An 18,888-nucleotide genomic window follows, 5' to 3' on the forward strand; every position below is an offset into this window, starting at 1 on the left:
GATTTCTAATAAAAATTTGATAATCACGACCAATGATAAACTTAGCACCACGAATCCATTTTACACCATATCGATAATCTGTAATTTCTGAATTGTAAAATTTTGTAAAATAATCAGCTACTAAATCTTTATCTTCAAATTGAATGTAATCAGAATTAATTATAAGTTCTCTTTTACAATTGTCTAAAAGACTTCTTTTAATTATTGTTCTAAATTCTAAATGAGTGCTCATTAAAACTCCAATTTCTTTCTTCTCAACTCAAAGTTCTGACCTAAATAAACTCTTCGAACCATTTCGTCTTCTACTAATTCTTCTGGCACACCAGCTTTTAGGATTCCTCCTTCAAACATAAGATAAGTTTTATCGGTAATGGCAAGCGTTTCCTGTACGTTATGGTCGGTAATTAAAATTCCGATATTCTTATTTTTAAGTTGGGCTACAATTCTCTGAATATCTTCTACAGCAACGGGATCTACTCCTGCGAAAGGTTCGTCTAATAAAATAAATTTAGGATCGGTCGCTAAACAACGTGCAATTTCGGTACGACGACGCTCTCCACCAGATAATAAATCACCACGATTGGTACGAATGTGTTGCAAGCTAAATTCATCTATTAAAGATTCCATTTTAGCTTCTTGCTCTGCTTTAGATAATTTTGTGAGTTGCAAAACACTTAAAATATTATCTTCTATACTCAGTTTTCTAAAAATAGAAGCTTCTTGTGCCAAATACCCAATGCCATTTTGTGCTCGTTTGTACATCGGAAAATCGGTAATATTCATATCATCTAGATAAATATTCCCAGAATTTGGTTTTACTAAACCTACAATCATATAAAAAGAAGTGGTTTTTCCAGCTCCATTCGGGCCTAATAAACCTACAATTTCTCCTTGATTTACTTCGACTGAAATACCTTTTACAACACTTCTTCCTTTATAGGTTTTTACTAAGTTTTCTGCTCTTAATATCATTTTGTTTCGTTTAATCGTTTAATCGGTAAAATGTCTAATCGTACAAATAAACGATTAAACGAATCAACAAATAAACCTATTAACAATTATTTAGACGTTTTCTTCTAATGCTTCCCAAAATTCGTAAGCACGGCGTAAATGAGGAATTACTATGGTTCCGCCTACTAAAGTGGCAACACTCATGGTTTCCATCATTTCTTCTTTAGTAACACCTAGTTTGTAGGCTGTTTCTAAATGGTATTTTATGCAATCATCGCAACGCAATACGGCTGAAGCTACCAATCCTAAAAGCTCTTTAGTACGAACGTCGAGTGCGCCTTCAGCATAAGTATTAGTGTCTAGATTAAAAATTCTTTTGATGACTTTATTATTGTCGGCTAATAATTTTTCGTTCATTTTAGAACGGTAATCATTAAATTCAGTTACTAAGTTGCTCATTTTTTTGCTTTCTTTTATAAACTATTGATGATATGATGACACTTATTTCAAAAATTACTAACATCGGTATGGCCACAATTGTTTGGCTTACTACATCTGGTGGTGTAACAATAGCGGCTACGATAAGCACAATTATGATAGCGTATTTTCTATATGTTCTTAAAAATGTAGGAGAAACTAACCCCAGTTTTGTTAAGAAATAAATAATGATTGGTAGTTCAAAAAATAATCCACTTGCTAAAACAGATGTTTTTACCATTCCTATATAAGAGTCTAAAGTAAACTGATTTTTTACAATATCACTCACGGTAAATGTGGCCACGAAATTGACCGACATTGGAATAACTACAAAATATCCGAAAAGAACTCCTAAGAAAAATAATAAAGAAGAAACAAATATAAATAATTTGGCATTTTTTCTTTCTTTTTCATACAACGCAGGACTAATAAATTTCCAAATTTCCCATAAGATGTATGGAAAACTTAAAATAAATCCAGCTAAAATACACATCCAAACAAACATATTTACCTGACCTTCCATTTCTGTATTTTGAATAATAAATGGCAATTCAGTAATACAAATGCTATCTGCGAAACCTACATAATGTGATAAATCACAAAAAAAACGATAGGTAAAAAAAGTAGCTCTCGTAGGTCCAAATATGATGGTGTCAAATAAATAATCACTTATAAAATAAGTAAGACAAGCCATAATTATTATGGCAATTGTACTTCGCACTAATAACCACCTTAATTCTTCAAGATGATCAAGAAATGACATTTCGCTTAAATTCTTCTTTGCCATTATACTATTCCTTCTTTTAAAATATCGTGTAAATGTAAAACGCCAGCATATTTACCTTCGTTTTCTACAACCAATTGTGTGATGGCAAAATCTTCTAAAATGTTAAAAGCATCAACAACCATGGCTGAATATTGTATTGTTTTCGGATTTTTAGTCATAATATCTTTAGCCGTTAGATGCGAAAAAGTGTCGTTATTGTTTAGCATTCGTCTAATATCACCATCGGTAATAATTCCAATTACTTTTTCATTTTCTACAACTGCAGCTACTCCCAAACGTTTTTCTGAAATTTCAAAAATGACATTTTTAATAGATGAATCTAGGCTAACCATTGGTTTATGACTCATATCGAGCATATCGCTCACGCGAAGTAATAATTTTTTACCTAAAGCACCTCCTGGATGGTATTTTGCAAAATCTTCACTTCTAAAATCTCGCATTTCCATTAAACAAACCCCGATGGCATCACCCATTACAAGTTGTGCAGTAGTGCTATTTGTAGGAGCAAGGTTTATAGGACAAGATTCAGCATCGACAGTTGTGTTTAAAACACAATCAGATTCTTTAGCTAAAAAAGAGGTCATGTTTCCAGTAATTGCAATCAAGGTATTGCCAAAACGTTTCAAAATAGGAACTAAAGCTTTTATTTCTGGACTATTGCCGCTTTTTGAAATACAAATAACCACATCGTTTGGTTGAACCATGCCTAAATCGCCATGAATAGCTTCGGCAGCATGCAAAAACATACTTGGTGTTCCAGTCGAATTGTAAGTTGCAACCATTTTTTGAGCAATAATAGCACTTTTTCCTATTCCAGTAACAATCAACCTTCCTTTAGATTGATAAATTATTTCGACAGATTTTGCGAAGTCATCATTAAGGTAATCAGTTAGTTTAGCAATTGATTGGCTTTCCGATAAAATAGTTTTTTTGGCCGAAGCCAATATCTTTTCTTTTGATATCAAAACAGAAAATTTTTAAATTTGTTTATGTAAAAGAAATTTGTATCTTTATGTTGTGCAAATTTAGATAAAATACTATTACTAAAGAATGAATTCACACGAAATTGATATTCACAAGGAATTAAAAAAATATTTTGGTTTTAACCAATTTAAGGGTTTACAAGAACAAGTTATAAAAAGCATCGTAGCTAAACACAATTCATTTGTAATTATGCCTACGGGCGGAGGCAAGTCATTATGTTATCAGTTACCTGCATTAATGCAAGAAGGAACTGCAATAGTAGTTTCGCCACTTATAGCTTTAATGAAGAATCAAGTTGATGCCATACGAAGTTTGTCTTCGGAGGTAGGGATTGCGCATGTGCTAAATTCATCTTTAACAAAAACCGAAATTAATCAGGTTAAAAAAGATATTTCATCTGGATTAACTAAGCTGTTGTACGTTGCGCCAGAATCTTTAACAAAAGAGGAATACGTAGCATTTCTTCAAAAAGAAAAAATTTCATTTGTAGCAATAGATGAAGCTCATTGTATTTCAGAATGGGGTCACGATTTTAGACCAGAATATAGAAATTTAAAAAATATTATAAAACTACTTGGCGAAGTTCCTATTATTGGACTAACAGCAACTGCTACACCAAAAGTACAAGAAGATATTTTAAAGAATCTCGACATGCCTGATGCTAATACATTTAAAGCATCATTCAATCGACCAAATTTATATTACGAGGTACGTACTAAAACTAAAAATGTAGAATCGGATATTATTCGTTTTATCAAACAACACAAAGGAAAATCAGGTATTATTTATTGTTTGAGTCGTAAAAAAGTAGAGGCCATTGCTCAAGTTTTACAGGTAAACGGAATTTCTGCAGTACCATATCATGCAGGACTGGATGCAAAAACACGAGCAAAACACCAAGACATGTTTCTAATGGAAGATGTTGATGTAGTTGTGGCAACGATTGCTTTTGGAATGGGAATAGACAAACCAGATGTTCGTTTTGTAATACACCACGATATTCCAAAATCACTCGAAAGTTATTATCAAGAAACTGGTCGTGCTGGTCGAGATGGTGGCGAAGGTCATTGTTTGGCTTATTATTCTTATAAAGATGTCGAAAAACTAGAAAAATTCATGTCTGGGAAACCAGTTGCTGAGCAAGAAGTTGGTTTTGCACTTCTGCAAGAAGTGGTTGCTTATGCCGAAACTTCTATGTCAAGACGCAAATTCTTATTGCATTATTTTGGAGAGGAATTTGATAATGAAACAGGTGATGGCGGAGATATGGACGACAATATGCGTAATCCAAAAGTGCAAGTTGAAGCCAAAGATCAAGTTGTAAAACTGATAGAAGTAATTCGAGATACCAAGCATATATACAAATCGAAAGAAATTGTATATACCCTTATGGGCAAAATGAATGCCATGATTAAGGCGCATAAAACAGATTCTCAAAAGCTTTTCGGTTCTGGAAAAGCCTTTGATGAACGCTATTGGATGGCAGTACTCAGATTAGCTTTAGTAGATGGGCTTTTGTCAAAAGACATAGAAACTTATGGAATTATTAAAGTTACAGATAAAGGTCTAGATTTTATAAAAAATTCTCATTCATTTATGATGTCTGAAGATCATGAATATAGTGAAACCGAAGATGAAGCTATTGTGTCTGCATCTAAAGTTTCAGGAACTGCCGATGAGGCATTAATGACTATGTTACGTGATTTGCGTAAGAAAGTAGCTAAAAAATTAGGAGTCCCTCCGTTTGTAGTATTTCAAGATCCTTCGTTAGAAGATATGGCTTTAAAATATCCTATTACTTTAGATGAATTAAGTAATGTACACGGTGTAGGAGAAGGAAAAGCGAAGAAATATGGGAAAGACTTTATTGCACTAATTTCTGGTTATGTAGAGGATAATGATATTATTCGTCCTGATGATTTAGTAGTAAAATCTACTGGAGCAAATTCAGTGAATAAACTATACATTATTCAAAATATAGATAAGAAATTGTCGCTAAAAGATATTGCTAAAGCAAAAGGTTTGGATATGGATACTTTGCTTAAAGAGTTAGAACAAATTGTGTATTCAGGAACTAAACTAAATATAAAATATTGGATTGACGAAATGTTAGATGATGATCAGCAAGAAGAAATTCATGATTATTTTATGGAGTCAGAATCAGATAAAATAGAAGATGCCCTCAAGGAATTTGATGGTGATTATGACACCGAGGAACTTCGATTAATGAGAATTAAGTTTATTAGCGAAGTAGCAAACTAAAGTTAAAATTGCAAAATTATAAAATCCAAATTCCAATTTTTAAGATATATTGGAATTTGGATTTTTTTATTATAGTTTTTTGGAATTTAATCATTAAAAACTTCTCCTCTGTGTGGACGCAAAGCATCTCTAAAAGTGATCATGTCAGATTCTTCCACAACCAAATATGCAATAGCATAGATCTCATTCAAAATTTCAAAACCTGTAATTTTTAAAGTATAATTCTCTTTTTCTAAAAATTCTTTCAAATGAATTTCGTGATGTTCAGCCGTTTTTGCAGAAGCTGGACCTCGAAAATCCCAAATTAGTTTTATTTTTCTAGACATTTTTATTTTATAAGAGGCAAAGTTACAAAGTTTGTTGTTTTAAATCTAATTCAAAATCCACTTCAAATTATTACTTTTGTAACCGATTATTCTTTTTCAAATATGAGAGTGAACAGATAACAGAATCTATTTTACAAAAATGCCTAAAGAACTTTTACTTCAAGTTACTCCTGAAATTGCTGCAAATGAAAATTTGCTAAAAGATTATTTGTCGAAACAAATAAAAGTTTCTGTAAAAGATATTCAGCATATTTCGATTCTGAAACGATCTATAGATGCACGTCAAAAATCCATAAAAATAAATTTAAAAGTTAATATTTATCTTCAAGGCGAAAACTTTGTCGAACAAAATATACAACTTCCAGAATATAAAGATGTTTCAAACGCTCAAGAAGTCATTGTAATAGGAGCAGGGCCAGCAGGACTTTTTGCGGCTTTACAACTCATAGAATTAGGGTTGAAACCAATGCTCATTGAGCGAGGAAAAGACGTTCGAGGTCGCCGCCGAGACCTGAAAGCCATCAATGTAGATCATATTGTAAACGAAGATTCTAATTATTGTTTTGGCGAAGGTGGAGCAGGAACTTATTCTGACGGAAAACTATACACTCGTTCCAAAAAACGTGGAGACATAGACAGAATTTTGAAGTTATTAGTCGCTTTTGGAGCTACACCAGATATTATGGTTGAAGCACATCCGCACATTGGAACCAATAAATTACCCCAAATTATTCAGGATATTCGAGAAAAAATCATCGAAATGGGCGGAAAAGTCCTTTTTGAAACTCGTGTAACGGATTTTGTAGTCAAAAATAATGAAATGCAAGGCGTTGTCATTCAAAATGGCGATGTGATTTCGGCTAATAAAGTCATTTTAGCAACAGGACATTCTGCTCGTGATATTTTCGAATTATTAGATAGAAAGAAAATTCTAATCGAAGCCAAACCTTTTGCATTGGGCGTTCGTGCCGAACATCCACAGAGTTTAATAGACCAGATTCAATATTCGTGTGATTATCGTGGCGAACATTTGCCACCAGCACCTTATTCTATTGTAAAACAGGTAAATGGTCGCGGTATGTACTCGTTCTGTATGTGTCCAGGTGGCGTCATTGCGCCTTGTGCTACCAGTCCTGGTGAGGTTGTTACCAACGGTTGGTCTCCATCCAAACGAGATCAAGCGACTGCAAATTCTGGGATTGTAATCGAATTAAAGTTAGAAGATTTTAAACCATTTGCTAAATTTGGTGCTTTGGCTGGAATGGAATTTCAAAAAAGTATCGAGCAAAAAGCATGGCATCTTGCAGGTGAAACTCAAAAAGTTCCGGCACAACGAATGATCGATTTTACCCAAAATAAAGTCTCAAAAGAAATACCAAAGACATCGTATGTTCCAGGAACTACTTCGGTAGAAATGGGACAGGTTTTTCCAGGGTTTTTATCGCAAATATTACGAGAAGGTTTTTCGGAATTCGGAAAAGCAATGAAAGGTTATTTAACTAACGAAGCCATTTTGCATGCGCCAGAATCTAGAACATCATCGCCAGTACGAATTCCTAGAAACGAAATCACATTAGAGCATTTGCAAATAAAAGGCTTGTATCCATGTGGTGAAGGAGCGGGTTATGCAGGCGGAATTATCTCGGCAGCGATTGATGGAGAGAAATGTGCTTTAAGGATAGGGGAGATTTTAAAATAAGAGTCGAAAACTAATTCCGACTCTTAAAATAAATTATTTTTTATTTCTTAAACGATCCTTAAAAATTTTTTCAAACTTTTCAATTTTAGGCTGAATGACCATTTTACAATACGGCTGGTTTTTGTTATTTTCATAGTAATTTTGATGATAATCTTCAGCTTTGTAAAATTTAATAAACGGTTCTAATGTGGTTACAATCGAACTGTTATATACTTTTTCAGTATTTAATTGATTGATAATATCTTGAGCTACTTTTTTTTGTTGCTCATCTGTATAAAATATTGACGAACGGTATTGTGTTCCCACATCTGCTCCTTGTCTATTCAAAGTTGTTGGGTCATGAACAGTAAAGAAAATTTTTAAAATTTCATCTAGACTGGTTGTCCTTTTATCATAGGTGATTTGAACTACTTCTGCATAACCTGTATTGCCATTAGAAACTTCTTCATATGTTGGATTACTCATTTTACCACCTGAAAATCCTGAAACTACTGATTTTACACCGTTTAATTGTTCGTAAATAGCTTCAACACACCAGTAACAACCTCCTCCAAGTGTGATGGTTTCTAAATTAGTATTTTTTTTATTAGTCATTTTTATCGAGTCAGGTACGAAATCTAATGCAATAGAATTCATGCAGTATCTTTTTCCAGTTGGAGCTGGGCCATCATCAAAAAGATGACCTAAATGTCCGCCACATCTTCCACATAGTGCTTCGGTTCTTTCCATTCCAACGGAATTATCAGTTTTATAAACTACACTATTTTTATTATCTTGTTCAAAAAAGCTTGGCCAACCGCAACTGCTTGCAAATTTAGCTCCAGATCGAAATAATTTGTTCCCGCAAGCCGCACAATAATAAGTCCCTTTTTCGTCAGAGTTCCAATATTTTCCCGTAAATGGTCGTTCAGTATTAGCATGTCTAGATACTTCATATAAATCATCTGATAATACTTTTTTCCATTCGGCATCCGTAAGATTTAGTTTGGTGACACTGGTATTAGAATAATATGGATTTTCAGGTTTATTGATTACATTTCCCATATTTGATGATTTTTCCAGATTATTAATCTTATCTGCATTTTGTCCACAAGCGTTTAGCATGAATAAATGCAGTAACAAAGATAAGTTGAAGAATAATTTTAATTTTTTCATATTTTCAATTTTTATACTGCGAATTTACTTTGCTATTGATTATAGAAATGTCGGGTGCTTTACAAATGATAGGTTTTTGGATAACTTTAACGTTTGTAATTTTCTAGTTTAAAATCATTATTGTTATCTATTTTGAATATTAAAATCATTTTTTTACAAACTAATGCATATATTTAATATAATAGCAGAAAGAAATGGGTATTGAATATTTGGTAAATTTTACTTTAATTTTTTTGTAGATTTGATAAATTTTTAAAAAGAGCAAATGTCAATTACTGTAGATAATGTTATAGATTGTGTAGAAACAAATACGAGTATGCTAATTGATTATTCTCCAAAATTAATTGCAGCTTTTTTTATTCTTTTTGTAGGTCATTATGCTATTAAAATCTTCAAAAGATTAATTAGTAAAAACGTGCAAAAGAGAGAATTCGAACCTACTCTTTCTAAGTTTCTTATCGATATTCTTACTTGGTTACTACGTGTTTTGCTTTTTGTGACTTTTATCTCTAAGTTAGGAATAGAAACAGCTTCTTTTGTAGCAATTATTGGAGCAGCTGGTTTGGCAATTGGTCTTTCTTTGCAAGGTTCGTTGTCTAATTTTGCGGGCGGAATTCTTATTATATTATTTAAACCATTTGAAGTTGGCGATTCCATCGAGGCACAAGGTGTTTCGGGAACAGTTTCGGAAATTCAGATATTTGTAACCAAGTTAATTACAGGAAATAACCAAACGATATTTGTACCCAATGGGAGTTTGTCTAACGGAAATATTATCAATCATTCGCTTGAAGGAACGCGTCGTGCCGATTTACAAATTGCAGTATCGTATGATGCCGATTTAAAAAAAGTGAAAGAAATTATTCAACATATTTTAGATGCGAATGATAAAATACTAAAAGACCCAAAACCATCAATCGATGTGATTGCGCTTACTGATGTTTCGGTAAAACTAGCGATTCGTCCTTGGGCTGAGAATCAAAATTTTTCTTCTGTTTGCTCAGAAACTTTAGAAAGTTGTAAAAGCGAATTGAATAATGTGGGAATTGTTTTTAAGAATTAGTAGAGAAGGGTTTCACCAGCTTTATAAAGTTGGTGAAATTTGTATTCAAACCATTCTGTCAAGACTGAAATACAAAAATCACCTTTAAATCTAGTTTAAAAACCCCAGTTTTTTGAAACTGATATTACGCGTAGTGTTTTATTCATCAATTTCTTTTAGTTCGTAACTGGTAACTTTGTCTAATAATTTTAATTGAATTAGATTACTTATCGTGTTGTTTCTTATATCTATGAATTTCTTAATTTCTTTCTCGGAATAACCAATAGATTTTAGAATATTTATTTTCTTTTCAATGATATCTAATTCAAGATTTTCATTAAGTAACCTTTGATTTTTGTTTGGGACATAATGTTTAATTAAATCCATCATGTTTTCAATTATTTTTCCAAATCCAACAACATCAGAAAATCCAGGAGATGCATATGAAATTTGCTTGATTTCTAAATCATCTTTGTCTGTTTTATAAGGTCTAAGAAATAAAATTCTTATTTTCTCTTTATTTACAAATATTTCATCGTTTTTGTAAGTATCTTCAAAATTCAATTTTTTGTATAAAGAGCCGTTGACATTCATAATATCTCTATTGATTTGACTAATAGGGTATTTCTTATGAATTTGAGCTTCTAAATAATCAATTTTACTTAATTCGGAGAATAACTGATATAGAAGTGATAGGCTATCAAAGAGATTAACAAAATCGGAAGCCTTCCAATTACCATCAAGATTAATTCTTAAGATTTTGTTCTGAGTTTTATTCTTTGTTTGAATAGGTGTTATAACTTCCATAAATAATTTTTGTAGTGGATAGTAATGTTACATAAAACTTGTGAATTTGACTGATAATTATGCTTACTTTTTAAACCTTAAATCATCACGTTTTATAAACTCGATTCTTCTTTTTGGCGCTTCCGCTTTAGGGAAACTGGCTTCTTCTGTTTTGCTAGAAGGTTCGATGAGGTTGTTTAATTCTGTGATTTCGGCATCGGTCAAATCTCGGTAGCGACCCACGGGAACATCTAACGAAATATTTATAATTCGAATTCTTTTTAGCGACGTAACTTCATAACCCAAATATTCGCACATTCTACGAATTTGTCGGTTTAAACCTTGTGTTAATACAATTTTGAAAGTGGTTTTGCTTATTTGTTCGACTTTACATTTCTTAGTCACGGTATCTAAAATAGGGATTCCGTTACTCATTTTTTGAATGAATCTGTCGGTAATAAGTTTGTTTACCGTTACCGTATATTCTTTTTCGTGGTTGTTTCTGGCGCGGAGGATTTTGTTTACAATATCACCATCATTGGTCATAAAAATTAGGCCTTCACTGGCTTTATCTAATCGTCCAATTGGGAAAATTCGTTTTGGATAATTAATAAAATCGACAATATTGTAACGTACATCTAAGTTTGTCGTACATTCTATTCCTACGGGTTTATTGAAAGCGAGATAAACTGGTTTTTCGGTTTTTTCTCGAACTAACTTCCCATCAACGCGTACTTCGTCACGATGTGAAACTTTGGTTCCCATTTCTGGAACAACGCCATTTATCGTGATGCGACCTTCGTCCAGCAATTTGTCGGCCTCACGACGAGAGCAATAGCCTGTTTCCGATAGAAATTTGTTAATACGGGTTAAGTTTTCTTCCATTTTGCAAAGATAAGGAATTTGTAATTACTGTAAATAGTAATAAATATGTTAAATACATTACGACTATTTGGTATAAGTAAAGAAGTTTTACAAAAAAAAGAATGTTTGAGATGATTTAATTTAACTTTTATATAGCGGTAAACTATTTTTTACAAATTACCGATAGGTTTCTTATCTATGTATTAGAATAATTAATTTATTAACAGATCTTATTAATTTAGCTTTAAAAAATTAACATAATTTTGTAGTTTTATTCTGTTAAATAAATATTTTTGTAATAATAGAGTAGTCAAATAATAAATTGTTTGATACTTTAGAAATGTAATAATTAGATGTAACGAAGAGTATAAAATTACAATACGGAAAATCTTCTAAAAATTTAAAAAACTAATTGTAATAAAAATGATTGTAAAGAAAATAATTCACGCCTTTATTAATAATTACGAGAAAACAGAAAACGAAACTAATAATTACGTTTATAAGTCAATTAACAAGTATTTGCTTCTGATCATAATCATATTAATGTTTCATTTTAGTCTTGCAGCATGTTTATATGGTTTTAACACTATGAATAAAATTCATTTGTTAATGATTGTCTATTACTTCGTAATGCTAGTATTGAAAAAGAAAGATTATGTATATGGTATAAATATTAATATTTATTCATTTGTTTCCTATATTGTTTTGCTTAGTTCTACTAGTTTCCTTTCAATCTATACTAATTATTCACTAAAAATCGAATTTTATTATTTTCCAATACTCTCTTCAATTCCATTTTTATACAATATAAAAGAAGATTGGAAATATGTTTCTTCTATTTTTATCATATCGCTTATTTTTATTATCGCTCCAATTTTAATCAATTTTAGCTTTATTCCTAAAAGTGAACTTATCTTAAAAGATGAGGATACACTAATTATAATAAAAATAGCAAACGCTACATTAAGTGTAGTAACAGTTTTTGTAAATATTTATTTTGTTTACAAAAAAGATCAGTATATAAATTACATTAATACAGAAAAAGAAATACTGAAAGATCATTTTAATGAATTAGAAGAAAAATATTATAATTTAATGAAAACCCAATTCATTATTAATAATTTAAATAGCGAAGATATTACAGAAATTTACAAATTAGCTGAAACTAACTCTTCCTTATATTTTGAGAAATTCTGCTTCTTATTTCCAAATTTTAATGACGTTCTTCAAAAAATTAGTTCTGATCTAAGTTTTAATGAAATACATTTTTGTTCTTTAATTAAATTGAATTACGACACAAAGAAGATGGCACAGATATTAAACTTGACTGTTAGAGCTGTAGAAAGTAAAAAATATAGATTAAAGAAAAAATTAAATTTAAACAGTGAAGTCAATATTCATGAGTTTATGATAAAAATCTAAAAATATTCTCCAACAAAAAAAATGAGTTTTTCTACGCATGCGTAGTTTTGAGTATGTTCCTTAGCCTTTAGTTACTGTTTTTTTAAATAGATTTATCAAAACTAACTAAATAATAATTGCATATGAGAACACTTACTTACTTTAAATGGATGTTTTTTTTCTTATTTATATCCTCATTGAATGCGCAAGTCGGAATTGGTACCACCACACCACACATATCATCAATTCTTGATGTTAATTCTACAACTGCAGGGTTTTTACCGCCAAGACTCACTACATTAGAAAGGGATGCAATCGCATCTCCATCGCAAGGATTAATTATTTTTAACACCGACACGCAATGCCTTGAGGTTTATAATTTTACAGAAGGCGTTTGGAAAGCCAATTGTGGAGATCAATCCGCAACAACTGGTATATTTACACCAGATTGTTCCGGAATATCAGTGCAAGGGACTTATACAACGGGTCAAATATTAGTATCAACCACAAATACCATTACAATACCAGTAAGTGTAACGCAGTTAGGAACCTATTCTATTACAGCATCTTCTGCAGGTATGTTTTTTACAAAATCAGGAACATTTACAGTATTGGGATCACAAAATATTGTTTTGGAAGGTTCTGGATTTCCTACTACTATTGGTAGTAATTTAGTAACTATTCAAATGGGAAATACTTATTGTAATGTAATTATAAACGTCCAAAATGGTATTGCTACTATTACCGCTTGTCCAACAGCTGGTGTTATAACAGGAACTGTGGCTACTGGACAAACGCTAAATACGGGAGATATGACGATTCCGTTTACAAACATAACCTATACAGGAGGAAGTTTATATGGTTTTACAACAAGTGCAAACAATGGTTTATCACTTTCTTCTCCTTTGCAAGGGTCTTTAGGGATTTCTCCTGCTAATTTAACAATGAATGTAACAGGAACACCTACATTTCCTGGGAATACGACTTTATCATATTCTATCAATAATCAGACAGCTTGTACTATTACCATTCCTGTTCTAACAGGTACAGGTAGAGTAAATTCGGTTACATGTGGGGGTGCTTTAACAGGTACTTATACTTCTGGAACAGCAATGACGGGTTCTAATACTAAAGTAATTGTACTGGATGTGTCGGTAATAGGAACTTTTAATGTTTCTACTAATGTGGTAAATGGGGTGAAATTTTCAGGCTCCTACACCGCTGCAGCGTTAGGAATTCAAAATATGACTTTGACAGGAGTAGGAACGCCATTAACTTCAGGTACCTTTACCTATACTGTAATGATAAGTATTACAGCGACTACTTTTGCAACTTGTACATTTAATGTTACTTATGCTTTACCAGCAACAGTTCCTAATTATACACCATTAAGTTGTGCAACACCAGGTTCAAATTACACATATATCAAACCGTCCAATACTTCTGCATCTGATTGGTTTGGTGGATATTATATTAATTGGGATTATACAGGAAACGCTATGCAAATGAGTGCTGATGGTTTGACGCTAGTCGTTGGTGGTGTTGGTGAAGATGGAAGCGGAAGCGGCATTAACCCTCCGGACAATAATTTATTAACACAAGCAGGTGCAGCTTATGTATTTACGAGAGCAACTGTTGGAGGGGCTTGGACTCAACAAGCCTATTTGAAAGCGTCTAATCCAGGTTATGATGATGTTTTCGGTACAGCTGTTGCGGTTAGCAACGATGGAAATACTGTAATTGTAGGAGCTCCTAGAGAAGATAGTAATGCCGTTGGTGTAAACGGTAATCAAAGTAATGATTTGACAGGAGATGCAGGTGCAGCCTATGTTTTTACTCGTAGTGGAGGCACTTGGACACAGCAAGCTTATTTGAAAGCGTCCAATACTGGCGGTTCAGATTGGTTTGGTTTTAGTGTTGCAGTAAGTGGTGACGGGAATACGGTAGCAGTAGGTGCGTATAGAGAAGACGGTTCTAATTATGTTATCAATCCTACTGATAATAATGGTACTGCCGATTCCGGTGCAATTTATATGTTTACCCGTTCTGGAAGTACTTGGAATCCACAAGCCACAATAAAAGCTTCTAATGGAGGTTACGACGATCGATTTGCTTTTTCAGTAGCATTAAGTACTGATGGTAATACGTTGGCTGCAGGAGCGAATAGAGAGGATAGTAGTACTGTAGGAATCAACTCTTCATCCAACAACTCGGCTGGAGATTCGGGTGCCGCCTATATTTTTTCTAGAACAGGCACCACTTGGACACAACAGGCTTACATAAAAGCAGGAAATACGGGAGGGTCAGATTATTTTGGGTATAGTATAGGTTTGAGTGGAGATGGAAACAAACTAGTAGTGGGTGCTCCTTTTGAAGATGGGAACGGAGTAGGTGTAAATCCCGCCGAAAACGATTCATGGGGAGATTCAGGAGCAGCCTATGTTTTTTCTAGAACAGGAACTACTTGGTCACAAAGTGCTTACTTGAAAGCTAATAGTCAAGGAAGTGATTATTTTGGTTGGGGAGTTGCTATAAGCAAAGATTCTAACCATGTCTTGGTGGGAGCTCCAGCAGAAGATACCAGTTTAAGTTGTATTAACCCTGTAAGTAATAATCTTGCAGGAGATACTGGAGCAGCTTACTCGTATCATAATAATGCAGGTGTTTGGGGCTTTGGATATTTTATAAAAGCCGCTAATTCTGATAATTCTGATTATTTTGGAAACTGTGTCTCCATTAATCAAGATGGTACTTCAATGGCTGTTACTGCCGATTCCGAAGACGGTAGCGGATTAGGAGTAAATCCAGCTCACAATAATAGTGCAGGTGACTCGGGATCCTGTTATGTATTCACCCCATAAATTTTAGATTTGTTCTTTTTAATGCAAAAAAGGGTTTGACTTTGTGTTGAACCCTTTTTATATATTACTATTGAATTACAAAAATTAAAGTTTAAAATAAATTTATTAAGTTTATTATCTAAAAATAGTCTAGATTCTAAATTAACTAGTTTTTGTGTGTATTATAATATTAAAGTTTATAAAAGCATTAATATTACTTACTTTTAAAAAGTGTATTAAATATATCTCTGATAGATGAGTAATGATTAATACAATTGAAAATCTGTATGAGGGAATTTTATGATTATATTCAAAATATAACATACAACGGAAGAAATAAAAAACAACAACTAATTTTCGTATATTAATAGAATAAAGATAATTTCACCAAATTTAGAGTTTGGAGGTGGTTTTAAAAATAAAAAATGAAATTAAAACTTTTAATAATCGGCTTTTTTCTAATAAGTTTTGTAGGAAACGCTCAACAAGAGGCGCAGTTTACGCAATATATGTATAATACTGCAAACATTAATCCAGCTTATGCAGGTTCTAGAGCCGTTTTAAGCGCATTGCTTATGCATAGAAATCAATGGGTTGGATTAGACGGTGCTCCTAAAACAAATACTTTTGCATTGCACACACCATTAGGTGAGAAAGTTGGCTTAGGAGTTTCTATTTTGAATGATGAATTAGGACCGTCTACTGAAAATACATTTTCAGTAGACTTGAGCTATAATATTCCTACTTCCGAAACTTTTAAATTAGCTTTTGGTATAAAAGGAACAGTAAATTTGTTTAATGTTGATTTTAATAAATTGAAAAGTTTTAATCAAAATGATGCTTTAATTGCAAATAGAACAAATATTGATAATAGATTTTTTCCAAATGTAGGAGCTGGTATTTACTTGTATTCTAACAAAACCTATGTAGGAGTTTCTATTCCATATATGCTTGAAAAAAAATACTATGACAATGATGTTCAATATGTAGCAGGAGAAAGAATGCATATTCATGTTATGGCGGGATATGTTTTCGATTTAAGTTCAGAATTGAAATTTAAACCCTCAGTTTTAGCAAAAGTTGTAAAAGGGGTTCCACTACAAGTAGATGTGTCGGCAAATTTTTTATTCTTTGATAAATTAACGCTTGGAGCAGCTTATAGATGGGATGCAGCAATTAGTGCTATAGCAGGTTTTCAAATCTCAGATTCTTGGTTAATAGGATATGCATACGATAAAGACACAACTAGATTAGGTAATTTTAATTCAGGTTCTCATGAAATATTTTTACGCTATGAGTTATTTAAAAATTATGATAAAGTTATTGCACCACGTTTTTTTTAAAAGTATAGCTATGAAAAAGATATTAACGATAGCTTTATTATTAGTCTGTTTTTGTGTTAATGCACAAAATAGAGGCTTAAAAAAAGGAGCTAAACAATATGAAAGTCTTGCTTACATTGATGCTGCTAAAACTTATGAAAGAGTTGCAGAAAAAGGGTACAAGTCTGTAGAATTATTTCAAAAATTAGGCAATTCATATTACTTTAACGGCAAACTAAAAGAGGCCAAAAGATGGTACAAGCACTTATTCGAACTTAACGAGAAAGTTGAACCTGAATATTATTATAAATATGCACAAACACTAAAAGCAGTAGGTGATTATTTAACAGCAGATAAATATTTAGATCTTTTTCAAAAAATGTCTTCAGATGATTTGCGTGTAGGTTTATATCAAGACCAAAGAAATTATAAAGAAGTTATTGAAAAAAATTCAGGTAGATATGAAGTAAATATCACCGATATTAATTCTAGAATGTCTGATTATGGTTCAGCATTTTTTGGAAATAAATTAATATTTGCCACTTCTCGTGATACTATTGGAGTTTTAAAAACAAATTCAAAGTGGACAAGTCATTCTTATACAAATTTATATAGTGCAAATCGCGCAGATGATGGAAAATTAAGTAGCCCTAAACTATTTTCAAAACAAATAAATTCAAAGCTTCACGAAGATAGCCCAGTTTTTACAAAAGATTTAAAAACAGTTTATTTTACAAGAAATAATTACCTGAATGGAAAAATAAGAAGGGATGAAGACAAAGTAATACTTCTTAAACTTTATAAAGCTACATTAGTTGATAACAAATGGGAGAATATTATTGAGTTGCCATTTAATAATGATCAATACAGTGTAGCGCATCCAGCGTTGAGTCCTGATGAAAAAACCTTGTATTTTGCTTCAAATATGCCAGGTACAAATGGACAATCAGATATTTATAAAGTTGCAATAACAGGAGATAATACTTACGGGACTCCTGAAAATCTAGGTTCAGGAATAAATACAGAAGGAAGAGAGACTTTTCCGTTTGTTTCTTCAGATAACGAATTGTATTTTGCCTCCGATGGGCACCAAGGCTTAGGAGGGTTAGATATATTTGTAACAAAACTTTCAAAAAATGGTAGTCCAATAATAAATGTTGGAGCACCAGTTAATGGACCAATGGATGATTTTGCTTTTTTAATAGATAAAAATACAAAAACAGGATATTTTTCATCAAATAGAGACGGAGGACTAGGTCTTGATGATATATATTCATTTAAGGAAATAAAACCTATAGACTTTAATATAAAACATGAATTAGCAGGAGTTGTTACTAATTCAGATACAAGTGAAATTTTGACTAATGCAAAAGTAACTATCTATAATGAAAATTTTAAGCCAATTCAAGAAGTATTATCTGGTGAAAAAGGCAACTATAATTTTCCTGTAGAGCCAGGTAAAAAATATTATGTAAGAGCAGAGAAAGATGATTACGAGACTAAAGAAATACCAGTCTTAATACCAAATACATCTGGAAAAACAAACTTACCTATCGCAACAAATAGAAAAGTTAGACAGATAAGAGTTGGGTCGGATTTAGCTAAAACCTTCGAAATAAAAACTATTTATTTCGATTTAGATAAATATAATATTCGTCAAGATGCTGCGTATGAATTAGAGAAAATTCTAGACGTAATGCAACAGTATCCAATGATGAAGATCGATGTTCGTTCACATACAGACAGCCGTCAGTCAACAAATTATAATGAGAAATTATCAGATAACAGAGCTAAAGCTACAGTTGCTTGGTTAATAGAAAAAGGGATAAATACCAACAGATTAACAGGTAAAGGTTATGGAGAGTCTCAACTAGTAAATAAATGTACTGATGGAGTAAAATGCTCTGAAGAAGAACACCAAATGAATAGAAGAAGTGAATTTATCGTCATTTCTATGTAACAATTGAGAATAAAATCTAAAAGCATCAAGAA

Annotated in this window: 16 protein-coding genes; 7 read left to right on the plus strand and 9 right to left on the minus strand. The window is 32.1% G+C overall.

Annotated features, from left to right (window positions below; all coding sequences use genetic code 11):
* From ACKVOV_RS09835 to ACKVOV_RS09855, 5 genes are all read right to left on the minus strand, one after another.
* The coding region (locus ACKVOV_RS09835) for a hypothetical protein (RefSeq protein ID WP_409206586.1) at positions 1 to 232 on the minus strand (232 nt) is incomplete at its 3' end.
* Entirely contained in the window at positions 232 to 972 is a 741-nt protein-coding gene (gene lptB / locus ACKVOV_RS09840; RefSeq protein WP_409206587.1) for an LPS export ABC transporter ATP-binding protein, read from the minus strand. The genes lptB and ACKVOV_RS09835, both read right to left, overlap by 1 nt.
* Before the next feature lie 90 nt (positions 973 to 1,062).
* Positions 1,063 to 1,410 (minus strand): carboxymuconolactone decarboxylase family protein, encoded by a 348-nt coding sequence (locus tag ACKVOV_RS09845; protein WP_348075380.1) that lies wholly within the window; start codon positions 1,408 to 1,410, stop codon positions 1,063 to 1,065.
* Positions 1,391 to 2,215, minus strand: coding sequence for a twin-arginine translocase subunit TatC (gene tatC, locus ACKVOV_RS09850; RefSeq protein WP_409206588.1), 825 nt, complete (start codon positions 2,213 to 2,215; stop codon positions 1,391 to 1,393). Before tatC ends, ACKVOV_RS09845 begins: the two co-directional genes overlap by 20 nt.
* Complete coding sequence (locus tag ACKVOV_RS09855) at positions 2,215 to 3,180, minus strand: SIS domain-containing protein (protein ID WP_409206589.1); 966 nt, start codon at positions 3,178 to 3,180, stop codon at positions 2,215 to 2,217. Before ACKVOV_RS09855 ends, tatC begins: the two co-directional genes overlap by 1 nt.
* 85 nt (positions 3,181 to 3,265) lie before the next feature.
* On the opposite strand from ACKVOV_RS09855, the gene recQ reads away from it, so the two are divergent.
* The gene (recQ, locus tag ACKVOV_RS09860) at positions 3,266 to 5,461 is read left to right on the plus strand and encodes a DNA helicase RecQ (protein WP_409206590.1); all 2,196 of its coding nucleotides are present in this window, start codon (positions 3,266 to 3,268) and stop codon (positions 5,459 to 5,461) included.
* An 86-nt stretch (positions 5,462 to 5,547) separates the two neighbouring features.
* Here recQ and ACKVOV_RS09865 read toward each other — a convergent pair whose 3' ends face one another.
* Complete coding sequence (locus ACKVOV_RS09865) at positions 5,548 to 5,787, minus strand: hypothetical protein (protein WP_409206591.1); 240 nt, start codon at positions 5,785 to 5,787, stop codon at positions 5,548 to 5,550.
* Positions 5,788 to 5,926: 139 nt separating this feature from the next.
* On the opposite strand from ACKVOV_RS09865, the gene ACKVOV_RS09870 reads away from it, so the two are divergent.
* On the plus strand, positions 5,927 to 7,486 hold the full coding sequence (locus tag ACKVOV_RS09870; protein WP_409206592.1) for an NAD(P)/FAD-dependent oxidoreductase: 1,560 nt from the start codon (positions 5,927 to 5,929) through the stop codon (positions 7,484 to 7,486).
* Between the two features lie 33 nt (positions 7,487 to 7,519).
* Here ACKVOV_RS09870 and ACKVOV_RS09875 read toward each other — a convergent pair whose 3' ends face one another.
* A complete protein-coding gene (locus tag ACKVOV_RS09875; RefSeq protein ID WP_409206593.1) occupies positions 7,520 to 8,641 on the minus strand; it encodes a bifunctional methionine sulfoxide reductase B/A protein in 1,122 nt (373 codons plus the stop codon).
* Between the two features lie 265 nt (positions 8,642 to 8,906).
* Here ACKVOV_RS09875 and ACKVOV_RS09880 point away from each other — a divergent pair, with 265 nt between their 5' ends.
* On the plus strand, positions 8,907 to 9,704 hold the full coding sequence (locus ACKVOV_RS09880) for a mechanosensitive ion channel family protein (RefSeq protein ID WP_409206594.1): 798 nt from the start codon (positions 8,907 to 8,909) through the stop codon (positions 9,702 to 9,704).
* Positions 9,705 to 9,842: 138 nt separating this feature from the next.
* Here ACKVOV_RS09880 and ACKVOV_RS09885 read toward each other — a convergent pair whose 3' ends face one another.
* Together ACKVOV_RS09885 and rluF are read right to left on the minus strand one after the other, a co-directional pair.
* Positions 9,843 to 10,490, minus strand: coding sequence for a hypothetical protein (locus ACKVOV_RS09885; RefSeq protein ID WP_409206595.1), 648 nt, complete (start codon positions 10,488 to 10,490; stop codon positions 9,843 to 9,845).
* A gap of 63 nt (positions 10,491 to 10,553) precedes the next feature.
* Positions 10,554 to 11,354, minus strand: a complete 801-nt coding sequence (gene rluF / locus ACKVOV_RS09890; RefSeq protein ID WP_409206596.1) for a 23S rRNA pseudouridine(2604) synthase RluF — start codon at positions 11,352 to 11,354, stop codon at positions 10,554 to 10,556.
* 567 nt (positions 11,355 to 11,921) lie between these two features.
* On the opposite strand from rluF, the gene ACKVOV_RS09895 reads away from it, so the two are divergent.
* From ACKVOV_RS09895 to ACKVOV_RS09910, 4 genes are all read left to right on the plus strand, one after another.
* Entirely contained in the window at positions 11,922 to 12,755 is an 834-nt protein-coding gene (locus ACKVOV_RS09895; RefSeq protein ID WP_409206597.1) for a helix-turn-helix transcriptional regulator, read from the plus strand.
* Between the two features lie 122 nt (positions 12,756 to 12,877).
* A complete protein-coding gene (locus ACKVOV_RS09900; RefSeq protein WP_409206598.1) occupies positions 12,878 to 15,595 on the plus strand; it encodes a hypothetical protein in 2,718 nt (905 codons plus the stop codon).
* Positions 15,596 to 15,999: 404 nt separating this feature from the next.
* A complete protein-coding gene (locus ACKVOV_RS09905) occupies positions 16,000 to 16,917 on the plus strand; it encodes a type IX secretion system membrane protein PorP/SprF (RefSeq protein ID WP_409206599.1) in 918 nt (305 codons plus the stop codon).
* A 10-nt stretch (positions 16,918 to 16,927) separates the two neighbouring features.
* On the plus strand, positions 16,928 to 18,856 hold the full coding sequence (locus ACKVOV_RS09910; RefSeq protein WP_409206600.1) for an OmpA family protein: 1,929 nt from the start codon (positions 16,928 to 16,930) through the stop codon (positions 18,854 to 18,856).
* Positions 18,857 to 18,888 lie beyond the last annotated feature (32 nt).

The organism is Flavobacterium sp., from assembly GCF_046153165.1.
In the GTDB taxonomy this organism is placed as follows: Bacteria; Bacteroidota; Bacteroidia; order Flavobacteriales; family Flavobacteriaceae; genus Flavobacterium.